The organism is Nostoc sp. CCY0012, assembly GCF_963920855.1.
Lineage (GTDB): Bacteria > Cyanobacteriota > Cyanobacteriia > Cyanobacteriales > Nostocaceae > Cyanocohniella.
In genome coordinates, this window is the sequence record NZ_CAWUDM010000004.1 from 92,431 (window position 1) to 108,948 (window position 16,518).

Here is a 16,518-nt window from a genome sequence, read left to right on the forward strand (position 1 = left end):
ACCATCACATCTACGAATTTGGCTTACTTCTCCCCAAAGACGATCTTGGCTAGCTGAACGCCGATATCTCCAGAATTTACATCTTCCCGATTGCCCAGGACGATGATGACAACCTTGTCATTGGGGTAGCGAGCAATATAACTACTGAAGCCTTTAACTCCGCCGGTGTGGTTAGCCACTGGGCGATCGCCTTCCTTGCCGATACCCCAACCATAGCCATAACCGAAGCCGCCGAAAGCAGTGAACATCTTGTCTCGCAGGCTTTTTGAAATCAGTTTTTCCGTGTACAATGCCCGATCCCAACGGTAGAGGTCTTCCACGGTGGAGTACAAGCCGCCAGCAGCGTAGGGGATAGACATATCAATGAAATCAGCCAAGTTTGTTTGATTCTGATACCCGATCGCGAGATCGCCGTTGTTGTGGTCGTAGCCTGAGTTCACCATCTGCAACGGGACAAAGATATTCTCCTGTAAGAATGTCTCATATCTTTTACCTGATGCCTGTTCGATGATGGCACCTAGCACAACGTAGCCGGAGTTGCTGTAGCTAAACTTTTCTCCTGGCTGGAAATCTAACGGTTTGTCTTTGAACCGGGCGATTGTTTGGGTGGGAGACGATGGCGATCCTTGGGTGGTCTGGTAGTCTGGGAACCCGGCAAAATCTGGGATACCAGAGGTATGGGTCAAGAGATGATGAAGGGTAATCTTCTGCCATCTGGTAGGGCAGTCCGCAAGGTAAGTGCAGATGGGATCGCGTACATTGAGTTTGCCCTGTGCCTGCAATATGAGGGTCGCCATCGCCGTGAACTGCTTCGTCAGTGAGCCGAGCCGAAATTTCGTTTGCGCTGTGTTCACCAAGTGCTTTTTGCGGTCTGCCTCGCCATAACCTTTTCTGACCAAAACTTTGCCATTTCGCGCAATCAAAACTGATCCGCTAAAAAGTCTCGCTTTGGTCAGCTTGCTCAAGTATGTATCAGCTTTGAAAATGATGTGCTGATCTGATGGGAAAGAGGAGGGGGCAGTTTCAAGCTGAGGTATCTGCGTTAGCGGGCTAGCGATGGCTTCGCCCGCCGTAGGCATCGTCGCTGATGAGGTTGGCAGTGCTTCGGCAGTGACGATGCCCATTAAAGCAGTTGAACCAGCAAAAAAGAGTAATAGCCCAGAAAGCCTTAGTTTATTCATGACAGATCATCCAAATTAACTTGTTGAGAGCCTTGCGGATATTTATATCGAGCTAATGTTTTTGATCCCCATAGAAAGATTACAATAACTGCGATAATTGCAATTAATGAATAGTGAATATAAGGATAATCAACCAACGGATTGTGTATGTCATCCTTTGGAAATAAAGGTCTTCCGACATTCAATAAAGTATGAAATAGGATGCAAGCAAATAAACTTTTTCCTGTGTTATTGTAAATCCAAACAATCAGAACTCTTACCGCAACTGTACCTAGAGTTGCCCAGGCTATCCAAGTTAGATTGTGTCCCTGTTGAATAATTGACGGGTAATGCCATACTGCCCAAGGTATACCCATAAAAATACTTGCTGATAATGCGCCAAACCGTTCTTGCATAGGATCAATGGCATAACCCATATAGCCAGTTTCTTCCGCCACAGCTCCGAGAAAAAATAGACAAAAAAGGAAAGGGATAGAAAGAAAAGGAATATGAAAATTGATTGGAATCGGTAATCCAAAGAGATGGATTATTATGTATATCAACAAATACATTAAAAATGGCAGCAAAATAATAGGCACATACCATATCTTTTTTGTGATTCTTGAAAAATCTAAAATCCTCTTAAACAGTTTGTTAATACCGATTTTCCCTTCTTCTTTGTAAACGAGAATGCTGGCTGCAATCAATGGCATAAACGCAGCTAATATGTCTGTTATAGAAAAATCTAATGGTAGCCTTTTAATGTCAATCCTTGTTTCAAGTATCCATAAAGGAATAGAAAGTCCATAAACAAGTAGAAAGAATTTTAATGGTGAGTGGTTTTCTGATTTGCTGTTATTCATAATTGTTGTTAAATGAAGTTTCTTTCCATGCTTTGAAAGTATTGCTAACACAGAATGGGTTTCTTACGATGGTAAGCTATTCCTAAAATGACGGACACTATTAGCTCAAAGGAGAAAACTACAATTACTTTCCAATTCAAATTTAGCTGCAAGGATCCATTATTACCCATATATAAAGCTAATCCAATACATCCATTAAACCAAGCATGGCTTAACACACAGAGAAATAAATTCTTTGTGTATTTATACAGAGTTGTAAAGCTTGAAGTTAAAATTATGCCTGAAAATAAATATAATCCAAATGGGAATGAACTTTGGACTGTCCCTTTAATAAGCCATAATGGTAAATGCCATATACCCCATATAATTCCGACAATAAGGACAGAAGGTAAATAATTAACCAACTTTTCTAATTTAGGTTGCAAAATCCCCCGCCAGCCTAATTCCTCTAATCCACCGAAAAGGATAGCTAGCGGCAAATTAATAATTATAGATAGAATTGATATAGGCTTATTAATTCCAAAAGCAATCCAAATCATAAACAAACGCCAGAGTGAGAATAATCCAAATATTAGCCATACTTTTATGTCTATTTTTTTGCCAAAGACAAACCTAATAAATGATTGTTCACGAAAATCTTCATTAAACTGTCGATAAATAATATAAGAACTTATTGCTGGTCCCAAACTGCCAATTACGTCCAGTATCCAAAATAAAGGCTCACCATACCAAAGAGTATTAAAATATTTGTTGCCGATGATAACAATTAGCCAACAAAACCATGTTATGGAAAAAGTGTAAAGTAGAAAAAGCCTAATTTGCTTTAAAGATCGCTTCTTTTGTTTCATATTTTTATTTATCCTTAACGCTTTGCAAAAAATGTTATCTCTGTAATTTTAAAAAATCTAATTTTTTGAACTGTAAATGTATTTTTCATTTCTTATTGTTTTGATATTTATTAGTTGTAGTATTCATCAAATAACCGCCAAATCCTGTTATCCATAACACAATTGGATAAACCACCCATCTTTCTGTTCCGCCGATGCCGATAACAGGAAAAATAATGTGGGAGACAAACATAGCGGCAAACCATGTAAATAATGCAATTGAACCAAATAAAATCCCGATGTATTTGAAAGGTGCTGAAGCAATTTTGGCAGATGCGATCGCTGACAATCCACCAGATAAAAATGTAAGCATTGCAAACATTCCATGATAAGGAGCTTTGTCACCGGAAAAAATGCCAATGCCCACTAAACCCAAACCAAATAGACCGAGCGGAATGCTGAAAAGCAATTTTTTGAAATATCTATGCTGATAAAATGTTGCTGTCAAAGTCATTAACCCTGATAACAGCATTGTGGTATTAAAAATGCTCGAAGAAGGCTGATAGATTAAGCTGTTGGGCGGTCTTGTTGCACCAAGATCGCTGATTTCGCTGTTAAAAGTTGTGTAGTCAGTGCCAGATGGATACAACGCTTCGGCGGTAATGATGCCCATTAAAGCAAATGAACCAGCAAGAAAGAGTAATACACCGGAAAGTTTGAGGTTATTCATAAATAGTTTATTTCACTTAATTTTTTGAAAAATATATTGCGATACGCCAAGGGCGTTAAGCTGAGTCCAAAAGGGACACGCTCCGCGTAGCTTGCTTCCACGGAGTGGTACGCTTATCGCGTTCCCGTGAAACTAATCCCGTAACCTTTTGTTGAATGTTTTTGATGAATTTAATTTCCGTTTCGGCGAACAACTCAGATTTCGGCTGTATAGCTTCGATCTCATTATTTTGCCTCCCTTGGTTCAAGCCGTCTTAAATGCCCATCCATCCCTTATAAAAGACTTAAGCGCCAAACAAAGCACTAACGATTCCAACCAGCGTCATGCCGACAATGATGACGATTATTACCCACGGTAAAAAAATCGTTATAGGATGGAACATCTGCCGACATTTGGGACAGCGATAATTTCCCCACGGGGCTGACCAATATCGCCGCCACGTGAGGGGAAAAGCCGTTTGGCAATGGGGACAAACTAACTGTCCCGCAAAGGTGGTTTTTGGGTGGTGAGATATTTGATGATCTTTGCGTAGACTCATGATTGTTCTCCTACAGGTTGTTGTTGCGATCGCGGCTCGATTGGGAATGCCAACCAACACCAAAAGTACAGAAAAATAAATCCAGGGATGACGATCGCTAAAATAACGGTAACAATTCGGACACCCATGACTGGTAAATTCCATCGCTGAGAAAGGGCATAACACACGCCTGCGAAAACTTTATGACGACTGCGATGAAATACAATTTTTGGGATGATGGGAGTATTGGTATGCGATGGCTCCGCCCGCCGTAGGCATCGCTTGACCTTGAGAATCAAAGAAATCAGGAGTCCGATCGCACCGAAAATGGCTGATGGAATAGCGAAAATCGCCAGCCAGTGAGCCATGAACATTCCCGAAATCACGTCTCCAAGCCAAGATGAGGACGGACAAATAAAGCGAACTGCTTCTGCTGAACAACCAAAGCGTTCAGCTAAACCCATCCCTCCCCAAGTGACTAGGAATGGAAAAATTCCGTAGAGGATACATATACTCAACAAAAATAAATGTCCACGGGTGGTGAGCGATCGCGTTATGGAGATTGCTGCAAGTGCTGGTCCAACAAGCAACAGGATTGAAATCAAAGGCAAGTAAATCATGTAATTTCTTAAACTTAAATAAGGTCAAATGAAGGTTTTTGATTTAGATTTGATGGCTGGTTTTTAGGGTCAATCAACGAGCCGAAATCCTTTGCCACTCTTGGAGCGTTGTAGATGGGATTTGCAACTCAATCTCCTGATCTGTAGTCATGAGTAAAGTCAGGAGAATGCGCTCACTCAGGCGCTATTTGAGGTTTTTCTCTACCAAGTTTCCACAGCAAGATGACACCCAAGCCGAACATATTGACTAGGAAAATTATTAAACTTCCGAAAAATGGAATTAGTGTCAGAACTGTGAGGATTGTCAAACCTACCAAAAACTGCTGCTGTAACGACCAATTACGATTACTGGCTAGACTTTGACCAACAAAAAGTGCCACGGCTAATGATCCGACTAGAGAAGTGATAATCACTGTCAGACTTAGTAGTGGAATCAAGGGAATACCAATCAGCGTAATCGCTAGAAACACAATCACAAAGATAATGCCGACTATCGCCCCCATTCCCCATAAAACAGCCAAACTGGGGTGTTGACGCAATTTTGTAGCCAAAGAAGGCAGGAACTGTGGATTGGTATGCAAAATAATTAGTCCAAGAATCGCTGCTAATATGGCGTTACCAATTCTAAAAATGGGACCAAGAGAAATAGTGTAGAAGAAGCTACCTCTACCTCGATTGGAACTATCCATCATCCCTGGTCGATCATCGGTGGTATACCTACTACCAATATTCGCACCTTCTTCTTTGACGATTTTGCCGCCAAAGGAGTAAACATCACCCTCTACCTGCACTCCTTTTTTCAGAATGACATCCCCGCCAAATGCGATGGTCGCAAGCGAACCGGCAGAGCCATCGCAGTATTTAAGACTCTGGCATTAGGGGATACTGTAACATTCCCCCCAAAAGCCAGGGCATTTTCCACAACTTGATTCTCTGGTACGGTGACGCTACCACCAAAGCGAATCAGGTTGGTATTGTTGATATTGATGTCAGTCTGCGCTAGGGCATTACCTGCAAATATTAAGCAAATAGTGACGATAAAACCCAGAATTAATTGTTGCCATTTCATAGATTTTATCCTCGTGAATTACATCATGATGAATTCGCTTCATTGGATAGTTGCATTGCCGCAAACTCAGCCATCCCCAAAAGCAGCAAAGCAAAGACGATTTAGCATTAGTCTTCAGGAATTAGATATATTTAAAAATCGGCGATATCACAAAGTGCTTGCCAAGGACATCGCTAATACTCGTTCCGACCTAATATTAAATGAAATTCGTTCTACCTGAATCTACCCCAGGGATTGAACCAACCAAAATATCCCAACAGTTCCATTCAGGCTCTCGTTGAGGATAAACACTAGCCAAACAACCATACTCCTTACCGAATTTTAGATTTTAAATTTTGGATAATGGAATTGTTGACGTAGCCTCTAGTCCAACAGAAAGCCAAGTATACTGATGGACGTGAGGGATTGGTGGAGGTTACGGAAGCTGATTCACTGATTCGTTATAATATTAGACGATAAACTTTGCTAAAGAGGGCAAATGTATGACTAGCCGCGAGCAGCTTATCCAAGAACTTGCAGAGGTTCCAGATGAGTTAGTTAAAGTAATGTTAGATTTTTTACATCGTCTTCAGACAACGCGCAGTCATCATCCTCTAGCGAAATTTGCTGGTATTTTGAGTGATAATGAGGCGGCCGATTTACAGGAAGCAATTCAAGCTGATTGTCGTCAGGTTGATTTAAATGAGTGGTGAGATTGCATTAGATACTTCTGTTGCAATACGTTTTTTGAATGGTGATCCTGATGTTGTTTCAAGGGTGTTGGCGTTACCGGAAATATTTTTGTCGGTGGTAGTAGTTGGAGAGTTACTGTTTGGGGCTGAGAACTCGACTCGACCGTTGAAAAATCTTCCTCGATATCTGGAGTTTATGGAAGTTTGTACGGTTGTGCCTGTGGAAAAGAGAACAGCAGTTATCTATGCTCAAACTCGTTCTGCTTTAAAGCGCAAAGGACGACCAATTCCGATGAATGATGTTTGGATTGCAGCGCATTGTCTGGAACATGGTTGGGTGCTTGTGACCGATGATTCAGATTTTGATTATGTGGATGGATTGGTTATAGAGCATTGGTAATGATGGCTATTATGTTTGGCGATCGCCTATAAGTCTGCAATATTCAACAGCGATGTCTAACGGCAAAATGCAACGGACACAGATACGACTGAAACGAAGCGCGAAGAGTCTGTACGTCCTCTGCATTGGGGTTGTTAGGTTGCATCTGGATCTTCTGGCGCTTCACCAATTACTGGTTGTGAGGAATGGCGAATGTGAAGGATGCGAACTGTAAACACTTCTTCTAAAACAGTGAACAGGATGCGATACGAATTACGTCTTTGTCCGTAAAGAAGTTGTCGAATCTCCTGACTAAAATATTCGTTTTCTTTCGCAAGCGGACATCGTTTCGGCATTGTCGATAAAGACTCAATTGCTTTGAGCAGTCCACTGTGCCATTGACTCGCTTGAGAAAGAGATGTAACCTGCGCTAGTCACAGAAATGCGCTATCTGCTTCTGCTTCCGCTATGCTTGAAATTTCAACACGATAGGTCATGCTGGCAGGTTATATTTACGACGTTGTTCATCAGCAAATTCATTGAAAGAGCGGAAATTTCCTGCTTCAAAATCATCTAATCCCTGCTGAATGCCTTTTATAGCATCCTCTGAATCCTGTGCTTCCCACTCAAGGACACTTGCCAAAAGTTCAGCAGCAACAAGGCTGATATCTTGCCCTTGATGAGTAGCTTTTTTGCGTAGCTGCTCCTCTAACTCTGGGGTCAGGTTAATCACGATCGTCATAAGTTGATCTCCTATGGCAGTCAGTCAGTACCCACTATTTTAACAGAAGGCGGAAAATAAGCCTTTTGAGGAGGTTGAGGAAATCACATAGATCCCAGTCTACGGTTTTAGTAGAAATCAGCATCTAGATGGTGCGTTACATTTCATTAACGTATCCTAAAAGATCGGCGAACTGCTTGCAGCAGCGCTTCGCTATCGCACGTGCCATCCTCTATAGTTATCTAAATTATCGGTCCCGAAGGCTCAGTGCGATAGCTCAAGTGTTCAAGATGGTACTCAACTGTTTCACGCATATCGCGAAGTGTGAATTCCATTTCAGAGATCGCTTCGCACTTGCGTAAAATCACCTTACCGTAATCCGTTGTCTTTTCTAAAAGCTTAGGAAATTCTGTCCTCAAGTTTTGTGCGATCTGTTCAGACATTATGCGGTATTCATCCTTATCAGTGATGTAAACAATGTTGAGCCAAAGTTCATACGGTTCTTCGGTAAGAAGTTCATCTTCGGGGTCATAAGATAGACGGAAAGACAATATTCCAGAAGAATTTTTCTTGCCTTTGTTCTCAATGTATGCAAAAACTTCACGAAGCCGATCAACAAGGCTGTTTGGCAGAGCATGGCGACGATATCTAGCAGCCAACCAACTCTGAAGAATCTGCCGAGAATGAGTAAGTTTATAAGTCTCATCAGGCTGAACTGCCTCAAGCTTATCTTTCTGTACTATCACTCTTTTTGAGGCAAGTAGTTCAAGGTAAATAAGTTTTTCATCGTGTGTGTAATCCAGATGTAAAGTGCGCGGATTTTTCCCGTGAGTGTAGTTTCCATTGTGCTGCTCTAGAATGCGAGCAAAGATGAATTCTACAGCAGGTTCAGCATCCAGATTGTCATTGGCGATATCACAATCGTGAGATATTGCTACAGCCAGATCAGTACCAGGTACATTGGTTAAGTCCAAAGCCTGAAAGTCTTTCTGAGCAAGTACGCTACCCTGTCGCCATGTGGTGTTTCGAGACCAAGGCATTTCTTGTACTAACTCCTCTTATCAATAGCCACAGAGGATTCACCCAACACATCATCGAGCGATCTCAAATGTTTTCCAGCACCCTTCGGTTCACGACGGGTCTGTGCTTCTTTATCAGCCATTACTTTGAGAGTGGCTAAAGCTGCTATAGGGTCTTCATCTGTCTTGAGTATATCGAGCAAGGAACGCCCATTGAAAATTGGACGATGCACCAGTTTATCTAGACGGATGATGTTTGCTTGATTAAATTTGTCGGCGGCGCAAGACAACTGCTGAATACGTATTACTGCTTCTCCCTTTGGCTCTTGTCCTGCCAGCCAAGCATAGACAGTAGGACGAGTGACCCCAAGAACAGAAGCCAGATCAGACATATTAATAGCAAATACATCACGGATGTTTGCCACATGCTCCGCAGGGGATCGCACATCAACCTGCTTTGCCCTAGAAGGTTCGATATGTATACGTGGATAATGAAATCGGTTTAGTACCTCAGCCGTACTATGTGGTGTCATAACTCCACCAGTACCGGCTGTCCAAATCAATAGCGGAACCACGATTGTGATAGCTGATTGAGGCGTGGAGATGTTTTTAGGTTTGATAGAAAAGGGTGGATAGATTTGCCTTGTTGTGTTCATAGTCTTAAGCCCAACTTGCTCTAGCGTAGTCAGTTACCGAAACATTGAAAGCATTTGTAATGATTTCATGCGCCTTCAAAAGTTGATCTTCAATTTCTTTGAGATCAAAACTATTTCGGTTAATAACGAAATAATCAGTATCTAACACAGCATTTCGACAATTAACCTCTGTGAATCGGGTTTGTAGTTTGAGCTGTAACGAAATCAAGTCAGGTGACAAAGCTAATGCCCCATCGGTAATAACCGCTCTAGCAACTAAATTGCCGTCATCAACAACTGTGACAGTCTCAGTAAAGCTATGGCTTAGACGACCCTCTAGATTTGCAGAAAAACCGAGCAGAGATGGATTCAAGTATTGTTGCAGTGTGTCATTATTGATCGGTACAACAGCATCAAGATAACGAAGTCCAATTCGTTCAACGTAAGCCAGTTCAACAATCTCATGAACCAAGTTTAAGCCAAAGATAGTCTTCTGCAAGAAATCTGCAAAGGTATCGTATGTAGTAGTGTGAAAAACCAAGGCATTCGAGAGCAGTAGATATCCTTCAGTACGCTGAGTATTCATGAAGCTCCAACGCATATGCTGCTGAGGCTGAACATCAGGTTGTGATTCATCTAGTCGGCGAATTGTGAGTTCTAATTGATTTTCGGCTTGGAAGTCGGGGAACCCACTTCGGCGCAGGCGCTCCTGCAAACGGGCAACATAATCCGACATTTGGGCAATTGGGTTGAATTGCACCTGAGCCAGTGTGTAGAACACGGGCGCAAGACTCATTTTCGGCGCTGCTGTTTTCATATATCAAAAGGATGCCCTAGAGATTCCATTTTACATCTCACTTTACACTTCTGTAAAGGTTTCCTACACACTACAAGCAAATAGCCTAGCGCGACTTCAATGTAATTGAGCAGGAGACACCGCCGATGCAAGTACAAGTAGAAAATATCTCTATAGTTGCATTCGTCGCATTCCCCACCAAGCGATGGTCGCAAGCGAACCGGCAGAGCCATCGCAAACTCGACAATTCCCAAAAGCAGCAAAGCACCGATGAGATGCCAAGTTCCAAACCAGCCTGAACCCCTCACAAATACATCCCGACAAAGTTCGATGTAATACCGCACGGGGACTAAATAGGAAGCAATGGAAAATGGAAACGGCACTGTATTGAGGGGAAACAAAAATCCTGCCAGCAAAAAGGCAGTCAGCACTTTAATTGTGCCGATCGCCTGTACAGCCGCGCTTTGGGTGGTAGTGAAAATGCCAATGATTAATCCGAGTTGTACACTTACCCAGATGAATATGGGAGTGCCAATAATTAAGGGCGTGGGATCGCCAATCACGCGCACTTGAAACAACAAAAAACCAACAATGAATAGAATTAAAGCTTCTCCCAATCCCACGAGGGTATATGCCAAGGATTTACCTAGCAATAGTTCCCAGGCGCTGAGGCTAGAGGCGTAAAGCTGTAGAATTGTCCCTTGTTCTTTTTCTCGGACTAATGTGATGGCTTCGCCAAAGCCTTTGGCTAACGCTATCAACAACGGCGGTGTGTTGGTACAAACAAATTGGCGGCGTATAGTGCGATCGCTTGACTTTTAAGACAGTCGCTACGGAATTTGTGAGAAAGTGTGATCCATTTGTGATTGAAAAGTGCGATCGCCTACTATTATTAATATAAAGTTCTTTAGAACTTGGTCAAATCTAATTTTGCAACGTCAAGATTTTGCAGACAGTATTACCTTTGAGTCCTACCGAAACGAATTACTGCCACCTGATGAAACCATATTCTGTTATAAGCTATGGCTAAAGACCTATTTCATCAAGCTGTTAAACAAGCCTTAATCAAAGACGGGTGGACAATCACTAATGATCCATTAACTATTCGTATTGACCGCGTTAAACTAGAAATTGACCTTGGTGCAGAGAAAGTATTTGCCGCCGAAAAAGATGGACAGAAAATTGCTGTAGAAGTTAAGAGTTTTATCAATCCTTCCAATATTAGCGACTTTCATAATGCTTTAGGTCAATTTCTTAGTTATCGTCTGGCTTTGCAGATGACAGAATCTAATAGAATTCTTTATTTGGCTGTACCTATTGATATTTTTAACACCTTTTTTCAGGAACGTTTTACTCAAGCGGCAATTTTACAGTATGACCTAAAAATTTTAGCTTATGAACCAAATAAAGAGGAGATTATCGCATGGAAAAACTAGCTAAATATCGCCAAATTGTGCGGGAATTACTAATTTCTCATGCCACAACAAACGAGCCAAATATTGAATGTCAACTCATTTTTGATACAGAACATGATCATTATCAAATTCTCGATCTTGGCTGGCAAGGACTAAATCGTATTTATGCCTGTTATATTCATTTAGATATTAAAGACGGCAAAATCTGGATTCAATATAATATGACTGAAGCTGATATTGGTCAAGAATTAGTGGATAAAGGAGTTCCCGCGTCAGATATTATTTTAGGTTTACATCCCCCGTACAAACGCCCTTACACTAATTACGGCGTTGCTTTCTGAGTCACATCTGCGGAATGTGGGTAATAACTCATAGTTGCATTCGTCGCATTCCCCACCAAGCGATGGTCGCAAGCGAACCGGCAGAGCCATCGCAAACTCGACAATTCCCAAAAGCAGCAAAGCACCGATGAGATGCCAAGTTCCAAACCAGCCTGAACCCCGCACAAATACATCCCGACACAGTTCGATGTAATACCGCACGGGGACTAAGTAGGAAGCAATAGAAAATGGAAACGGCACTGTATTGAGGGGAAACAAAAATCCTGCCAGCAAAAAGGCAGTCAGCACTTTAATTGTGCCGATCGCCTGTACAGCTGCGCTTTGGGTGGTAGTGAAAATGCCGATGATTAATCCGAGTTGTACACTTACCCAGATGAATATGGGAGTGCCAATAATTAAGGGGGTGGGATCACCAATCACGCGGACTTGAAACAACAAAAAACCGACAATAAACAGAATTAAAGCTTCTCCCAATCCCACGAGGGTATAGGCTAAGGATTTACCTAGCAATAGTTCCGAGGCGCTGAGACTAGAGGCGTAAAGCTGTAGAATTGTCCCTTGTTCTTTTTCTCGCACTAATGCGATGGCTTCGCCAAAGCCTTTGGCTAACGCTATCAACAACGGCGGAAAGATTGCTAAAATTACCCCGTAACTTCCAGGTACAATAAATAATGATTCCTGTCGTCCGGGATTAAACCAGAGTCGCACCTGAGAAATTACACCAACAGAGTCAGCAAGTTTACCGAGTTGAGCTTGTACAACTGACAAAGTTGTTCCCTGAATCGCCAATCTTGTTACCCGTGCGTTGATCACATCACTGCCATCAATCACAACTTGAAGATTTCCAGTTTTACCCGCTTGTACCTCAGCAGTAAAGTCTGGTGGAATGGTGACTTGCACTTGAGCCGTTCCCCGGTCGATCGCATCGGGAAAGCGTTCGCCTTGCCATTGTGCGGGGACAAATAAATTGGTGGCGTATAGTCGTTCAATATAACTCCGGCTGAAGCTTGTCTGGTCGAAATCGCGCACCGCCAGGGCAATGTTTTTCGCTTCCAGGCGAATTGCATACCCAATAATTAGCAGGGCAATTACAGGTAAAATGAAGGCGAGGGCAACACCTAAGCGATCGCGCACAAACTGCTCTAATTCTTTGAATAATTGATTGCGAATGCGGCGAATTATCATGGCGGCGCACCTCCGGCTCGTTGCACTTCCCCAATAAACGCATCTTCTAAGGAAAATGGCATGGGTTGAATATCTGTAAGAGAGAGATTTGCCGATTGCAGATATGACCGCACTTGGGGCAGTTCTGCGGTAGGATGATCGAGAACAACGTGGAGGCGATCGCCAAAAATGGAGACACGCCACGGTTCGAGAAATTGCCGTAAGCGATCGTAACTTCCTTGGAGTTCGCCAATTTTTAACTCAAATAATTGACCAGGTTGTGCAGCTTTAATCTCACTGGCAGAACCTTCGGCAACTTTCCGCCCTGCAACCATAAAACACATCCGGCTACATTGTTCTGCTTCGTTCATATAATGGGTTGTCACCAAAATTGCCGTCCCATGACGAGCAAAATCATTAATCAATTGCCAAAATTGCTGACGTGCTAAAACATCTACGCCAGAAGTTGGTTCATCTAAAAACAAAATTTCTGGTTCATGGATGACGGATGCGCCAAATGCTACCCGTTGCTTCCATCCACCTGGGAGTTGTCTTGTCAGTAAATGTTCTTGTCCTTCTAATCCCGAAATGGATAACACCCAACTAATTTTTTCTCGCTGCTGACGGGGTGGAATGCCATACACACCACTATAAAACTGCAAATTTTCCAGAATTGTTAAATCATCGTAGAGGGTGAACTTCTGACTCATATAGCCGATGCGTTGCCGCAATTCTGCACTGCGAAGATTACCTGTTTCTCCAGCCAGGGAAATTTCGCCAGAACTAATTGGTAATAGTCCACATAGCATTTTGATGGCGGTGGTTTTTCCGGCTCCATTTGCCCCCAGAAGTCCATAAACATCGCCATAGCGGATATCAAGATTCAAATCCACAACGGCGTGAAAGTCACCAAAAACGCGATTGAGATTATGTGCAGAAATCGCTATTTTCGCCTTTGCAGGTTCAGATATTGCCAAGCTTTTGACTCGCGGAAATGCCAGAGATTTTGGTACAGAACCTTTCTGACGTAACAGTGTGGTGAAAACGTTCTCTAGTGTGGGTGATTCTGGTTGAATTTCCTCGAACTGTACATTGTTTTGAGTCAAGCGATCGCGCACAAAGGCAATTCCCGATTTCACATCTTTCACCAAAACTTCCAAGCGATCGCCTAATGTTGACACCTCTACAATTTCACCTGTGACAATCAGGGCTTTTTCTGCTTGAATTAGCTGCGAAGTGCGGATAATTAAGCGATTTAAGCCTAAATTACCCTTGAGTTCTGTGGGAGAACCCATTTGCTGAATTTGTCCGTTGTAAATTAATGCCACGCGATCGCAGCGTTCGGCTTCATCTAGATCGGGAGTCGCAACTAGTACGGTAATATTTTGGGCAGTTAATCCAGCCAGAATGTCCCAAAACTCACGCCTAGCAATGGTATCTACTCCAGTTGTTGGCTCATCCAGTAATAATACTTGCGGTTCAGCAATTAATGCACAGCACAAGGCTAACTTTTGCTTCATCCCATTAGAAAGACGACCGGCAAGGCGATCGCGAAATGAATCGAGTTGCATCAACTTCAGATACTTAGTGCGTCGCGCTTCAAGTTGATTTTCGGGGACAAGTCGCAATCCTGCACTGTAATAGATATTTTCATCCACACTCAGATCGGGATAAAGAGAAAATTGTTGAGTTAAATATCCAGCGTAATTTCGCGCATCACGGGCAGGTAATCCCAGAATTTTAGCATCGCCTGCGGTAGCCTCCATCACGCCACCCAAAATATTGAATGTGCTTGTCTTACCTGCACCGTCAGGCCCAATCAATCCAAACAATTCGCCACGGCGGATTTGCAGATCAAGTCCGCGAATTGCAATGGTTTTACCATAGTGTTTGTAGAGTCCCCGAACCTCGATTGTCACCTCATTTAAGTTTAGAGAAGCAGCAGGAATTAACTCATGGGAAAGTTTCATAGGCTAAAACCTTGCTAAAGGAATGAAGACAAATAACCAATCAAAATACTTCTTTATACAGCAGCCCTAAATCATAAGACCTTCGGGCAGTATATGGCAACATGACAAATAATATATCCGACAACTTTTATGAAGTCGGGTATCTGGACACAGCGAATTCTCACTTTGCAGATAAGACTTCTATATACCCATCTATTTTCTCTTATTTTTACAAAAATAAGTATAAAATTTTCAATTAAATATCATGTTTATTTGAATGATTCAATCATGTATAAATTATACGTATTCTGATAAATACTTCCAAAGAAATAGATGAAATTAATTTTATTTACCTATTCAGATACAAGAAGTATTTGATGTTTTATGCTTTAGTGAAAACTTAGGTTCAATCTGATGTAATTGTCAACATAGGGGGATATGAAGAAGCAATGTAAATACCAAATTTCTTTGTTTAAACTGGGGGACACTCGTAATAGCTTATATGTCTTTGTCGCATTTTAATACCAAAGATAGAGAAAGCATACTGAGACAATATGGAAAGTGAAACCAAATTAACGCTGATTAAAATTGTTCACACATTGATATGGGTATTCTTCAATTTTGTGATTTTCTATATGCTTTATGCCGCAATCGCAAATAAACTCAATCGCTGGCTCTGGATTGGTTATGGATTTGTATTCCTAGAAGGTCTAACCCTACTAACCTTTAAATTACATTGCCCATTTAATCTGCTTGCCCGAAAATACTCAAACTCTACAAAAGACAATTTTGATATTTATCTTCCAAGTTGGCTAGCCAAATATACTAAGTCAATCTATACATCTATTTTCATAATCATTTTTATCATCACAATCTATCAACTTCTGAATTAACAAATATAGGTAAGTATCATGTGGATGAAATGGATTGCAATGATTGGTGTTTTAATCATAGTCTGCCTCGGACTTGCTGCGATCTATGGTAGCTATCGCTGGCAGTTAAACACTGATAACTTACGAGCCAAATTAATAAATGGACGGCAAACAATTAAGCCCCAAATCTATGAGCAAAAAGAAATTGAAGGCTTACCAGATCCCGTACAGCGATTTTTTCGGACAGTACTCAAGGATGGACAAGCGATAGTGGCTGTGGTCAAGCTCTCTCAGCAAGGACAGTTCAATCTGAATGAAAAGGAAACTAAGTGGAGTCCGTTTACTGCCACTCAACTTGTGATGACTCAACGCCTCGGTTTTGATTGGGATGCACGCATCCAGATGGCTCCAGGAGTTAATGCCTTTGTTCATGATACTTATCTCTTAGGAGAAGGCAGCTTACACGCATCATTGCTAGGTCTTTTTACAGTTGCAAAAATGCACGGTGCGCCTGAAAACAATCAAGGTGAATTGTTACGGTACTTTGCTGAGGCAACTTGGTATCCTACTGCCCTATTACCCAGTCAGGGTGTGCTATGGGACGCAATTAATGACACCTCCGCTCGCGCTACTTTGACGGATGGCGCAACAACTGTCTCCCTCGTATTTCAGTTTAATGCTGAAGGGGCGATCGCTACTTGTCGAGCTGAGGCTCGTTACAGCACTTCCGTCTGTAATGAGGTACACTAGATCAAAATATAAATATTTTT

The 16,518-nt window shown here is 42.0% G+C and carries 21 protein-coding genes and 1 pseudogene; 6 read left to right on the plus strand and 16 right to left on the minus strand.

What is annotated here, in order from left to right; translation table 11 throughout:
- Positions 1-23: 23 nt before the first annotated feature.
- From ACM0OS_RS01935 to ACM0OS_RS01970, 8 genes are all read right to left on the minus strand, one after another.
- The gene (locus ACM0OS_RS01935) at positions 24-1,181 is read right to left on the minus strand and encodes a serine hydrolase domain-containing protein (RefSeq protein ID WP_414541464.1); all 1,158 of its coding nucleotides are present in this window, start codon (positions 1,179-1,181) and stop codon (positions 24-26) included.
- The gene (locus ACM0OS_RS01940) at positions 1,178-2,074 is read right to left on the minus strand and encodes a CPBP family intramembrane glutamic endopeptidase (protein WP_414541465.1); all 897 of its coding nucleotides are present in this window, start codon (positions 2,072-2,074) and stop codon (positions 1,178-1,180) included. The genes ACM0OS_RS01935 and ACM0OS_RS01940 overlap by 4 nt, the downstream gene beginning before the upstream one ends.
- Complete coding sequence (locus ACM0OS_RS01945) at positions 2,068-2,871, minus strand: lysostaphin resistance A-like protein (RefSeq protein WP_414541466.1); 804 nt, start codon at positions 2,869-2,871, stop codon at positions 2,068-2,070. Before ACM0OS_RS01945 ends, ACM0OS_RS01940 begins: the two co-directional genes overlap by 7 nt.
- Positions 2,872-2,956: 85 nt before the next feature.
- Complete coding sequence (locus tag ACM0OS_RS01950) at positions 2,957-3,580, minus strand: DUF998 domain-containing protein (protein WP_414541467.1); 624 nt, start codon at positions 3,578-3,580, stop codon at positions 2,957-2,959.
- Positions 3,581-3,863: 283 nt separating this feature from the next.
- Entirely contained in the window at positions 3,864-4,118 is a 255-nt protein-coding gene (locus tag ACM0OS_RS01955) for a hypothetical protein (protein WP_414541468.1), read from the minus strand.
- Complete coding sequence (locus ACM0OS_RS01960; RefSeq protein ID WP_414541469.1) at positions 4,115-4,717, minus strand: PspC domain-containing protein; 603 nt, start codon at positions 4,715-4,717, stop codon at positions 4,115-4,117. Before ACM0OS_RS01960 ends, ACM0OS_RS01955 begins: the two co-directional genes overlap by 4 nt.
- Positions 4,718-4,890: 173 nt before the next feature.
- Positions 4,891-5,508, minus strand: coding sequence for a hypothetical protein (locus tag ACM0OS_RS01965; RefSeq protein ID WP_414541470.1), 618 nt, complete (start codon positions 5,506-5,508; stop codon positions 4,891-4,893).
- A gap of 8 nt (positions 5,509-5,516) precedes the next feature.
- Entirely contained in the window at positions 5,517-5,786 is a 270-nt protein-coding gene (locus tag ACM0OS_RS01970) for a hypothetical protein (RefSeq protein ID WP_414541471.1), read from the minus strand.
- Between the two features lie 25 nt (positions 5,787-5,811).
- On the opposite strand from ACM0OS_RS01970, the gene ACM0OS_RS01975 reads away from it, so the two are divergent.
- The 3 genes from ACM0OS_RS01975 to ACM0OS_RS01985 all read left to right on the plus strand — a co-directional run bounded on the left by ACM0OS_RS01975 (position 5,812) and on the right by ACM0OS_RS01985 (position 6,857).
- On the plus strand, positions 5,812-6,006 hold the full coding sequence (locus ACM0OS_RS01975) for a hypothetical protein (protein WP_414541472.1): 195 nt from the start codon (positions 5,812-5,814) through the stop codon (positions 6,004-6,006).
- Between the two features lie 262 nt (positions 6,007-6,268).
- Positions 6,269-6,478, plus strand: a complete 210-nt coding sequence (locus ACM0OS_RS01980; protein WP_010995666.1) for a hypothetical protein — start codon at positions 6,269-6,271, stop codon at positions 6,476-6,478.
- Complete coding sequence (locus ACM0OS_RS01985; RefSeq protein ID WP_323342134.1) at positions 6,468-6,857, plus strand: type II toxin-antitoxin system VapC family toxin; 390 nt, start codon at positions 6,468-6,470, stop codon at positions 6,855-6,857. Before ACM0OS_RS01980 ends, ACM0OS_RS01985 begins: the two co-directional genes overlap by 11 nt.
- Before the next feature lie 134 nt (positions 6,858-6,991).
- Here the strand turns inward: ACM0OS_RS01985 and ACM0OS_RS01990 are convergent.
- The 6 genes and pseudogenes from ACM0OS_RS01990 to ACM0OS_RS02015 form a co-directional block, all read right to left on the minus strand.
- Positions 6,992-7,240 (minus strand): annotated as a pseudogene (locus ACM0OS_RS01990) (type II toxin-antitoxin system RelE/ParE family toxin); the annotation flags it as partial.
- Between the two features lie 89 nt (positions 7,241-7,329).
- The gene (locus ACM0OS_RS01995; RefSeq protein ID WP_414541473.1) at positions 7,330-7,578 is read right to left on the minus strand and encodes a hypothetical protein; all 249 of its coding nucleotides are present in this window, start codon (positions 7,576-7,578) and stop codon (positions 7,330-7,332) included.
- Between the two features lie 221 nt (positions 7,579-7,799).
- On the minus strand, positions 7,800-8,597 hold the full coding sequence (locus tag ACM0OS_RS02000) for a hypothetical protein (RefSeq protein ID WP_414541474.1): 798 nt from the start codon (positions 8,595-8,597) through the stop codon (positions 7,800-7,802).
- A gap of 8 nt (positions 8,598-8,605) precedes the next feature.
- Entirely contained in the window at positions 8,606-9,232 is a 627-nt protein-coding gene (locus ACM0OS_RS02005; RefSeq protein WP_414541475.1) for a hypothetical protein, read from the minus strand.
- A 4-nt stretch (positions 9,233-9,236) separates the two neighbouring features.
- Entirely contained in the window at positions 9,237-10,007 is a 771-nt protein-coding gene (locus ACM0OS_RS02010) for a TIGR04255 family protein (protein ID WP_414541476.1), read from the minus strand.
- Between the two features lie 17 nt (positions 10,008-10,024).
- Positions 10,025-10,771 carry an ABC transporter permease gene (locus tag ACM0OS_RS02015; RefSeq protein ID WP_414541477.1) on the minus strand — a complete coding sequence of 249 codons (747 nt, stop codon included), beginning with the start codon at positions 10,769-10,771 and terminating at the stop codon, positions 10,025-10,027.
- A 258-nt stretch (positions 10,772-11,029) separates the two neighbouring features.
- On the opposite strand from ACM0OS_RS02015, the gene ACM0OS_RS02020 reads away from it, so the two are divergent.
- Complete coding sequence (locus ACM0OS_RS02020) at positions 11,030-11,443, plus strand: XisH family protein (RefSeq protein WP_323310474.1); 414 nt, start codon at positions 11,030-11,032, stop codon at positions 11,441-11,443.
- Positions 11,431-11,763, plus strand: coding sequence for a XisI protein (locus ACM0OS_RS02025; protein WP_414541478.1), 333 nt, complete (start codon positions 11,431-11,433; stop codon positions 11,761-11,763). The genes ACM0OS_RS02020 and ACM0OS_RS02025 overlap by 13 nt, the downstream gene beginning before the upstream one ends.
- Here ACM0OS_RS02025 and ACM0OS_RS02030 read toward each other — a convergent pair.
- Positions 11,713-12,948, minus strand: coding sequence for an ABC transporter permease (locus tag ACM0OS_RS02030; protein WP_414541479.1), 1,236 nt, complete (start codon positions 12,946-12,948; stop codon positions 11,713-11,715). The genes ACM0OS_RS02025 and ACM0OS_RS02030 overlap by 51 nt on opposite strands.
- Positions 12,945-14,897 (minus strand): ATP-binding cassette domain-containing protein, encoded by a 1,953-nt coding sequence (locus tag ACM0OS_RS02035; RefSeq protein WP_414541480.1) that lies wholly within the window; start codon positions 14,895-14,897, stop codon positions 12,945-12,947. The genes ACM0OS_RS02030 and ACM0OS_RS02035 overlap by 4 nt, the downstream gene beginning before the upstream one ends.
- Before the next feature lie 896 nt (positions 14,898-15,793).
- Here ACM0OS_RS02035 and ACM0OS_RS02040 point away from each other — a divergent pair.
- The gene (locus tag ACM0OS_RS02040; RefSeq protein ID WP_414541481.1) at positions 15,794-16,498 is read left to right on the plus strand and encodes a DUF6920 family protein; all 705 of its coding nucleotides are present in this window, start codon (positions 15,794-15,796) and stop codon (positions 16,496-16,498) included.
- Positions 16,499-16,518: the final 20 nt, after the last annotated feature.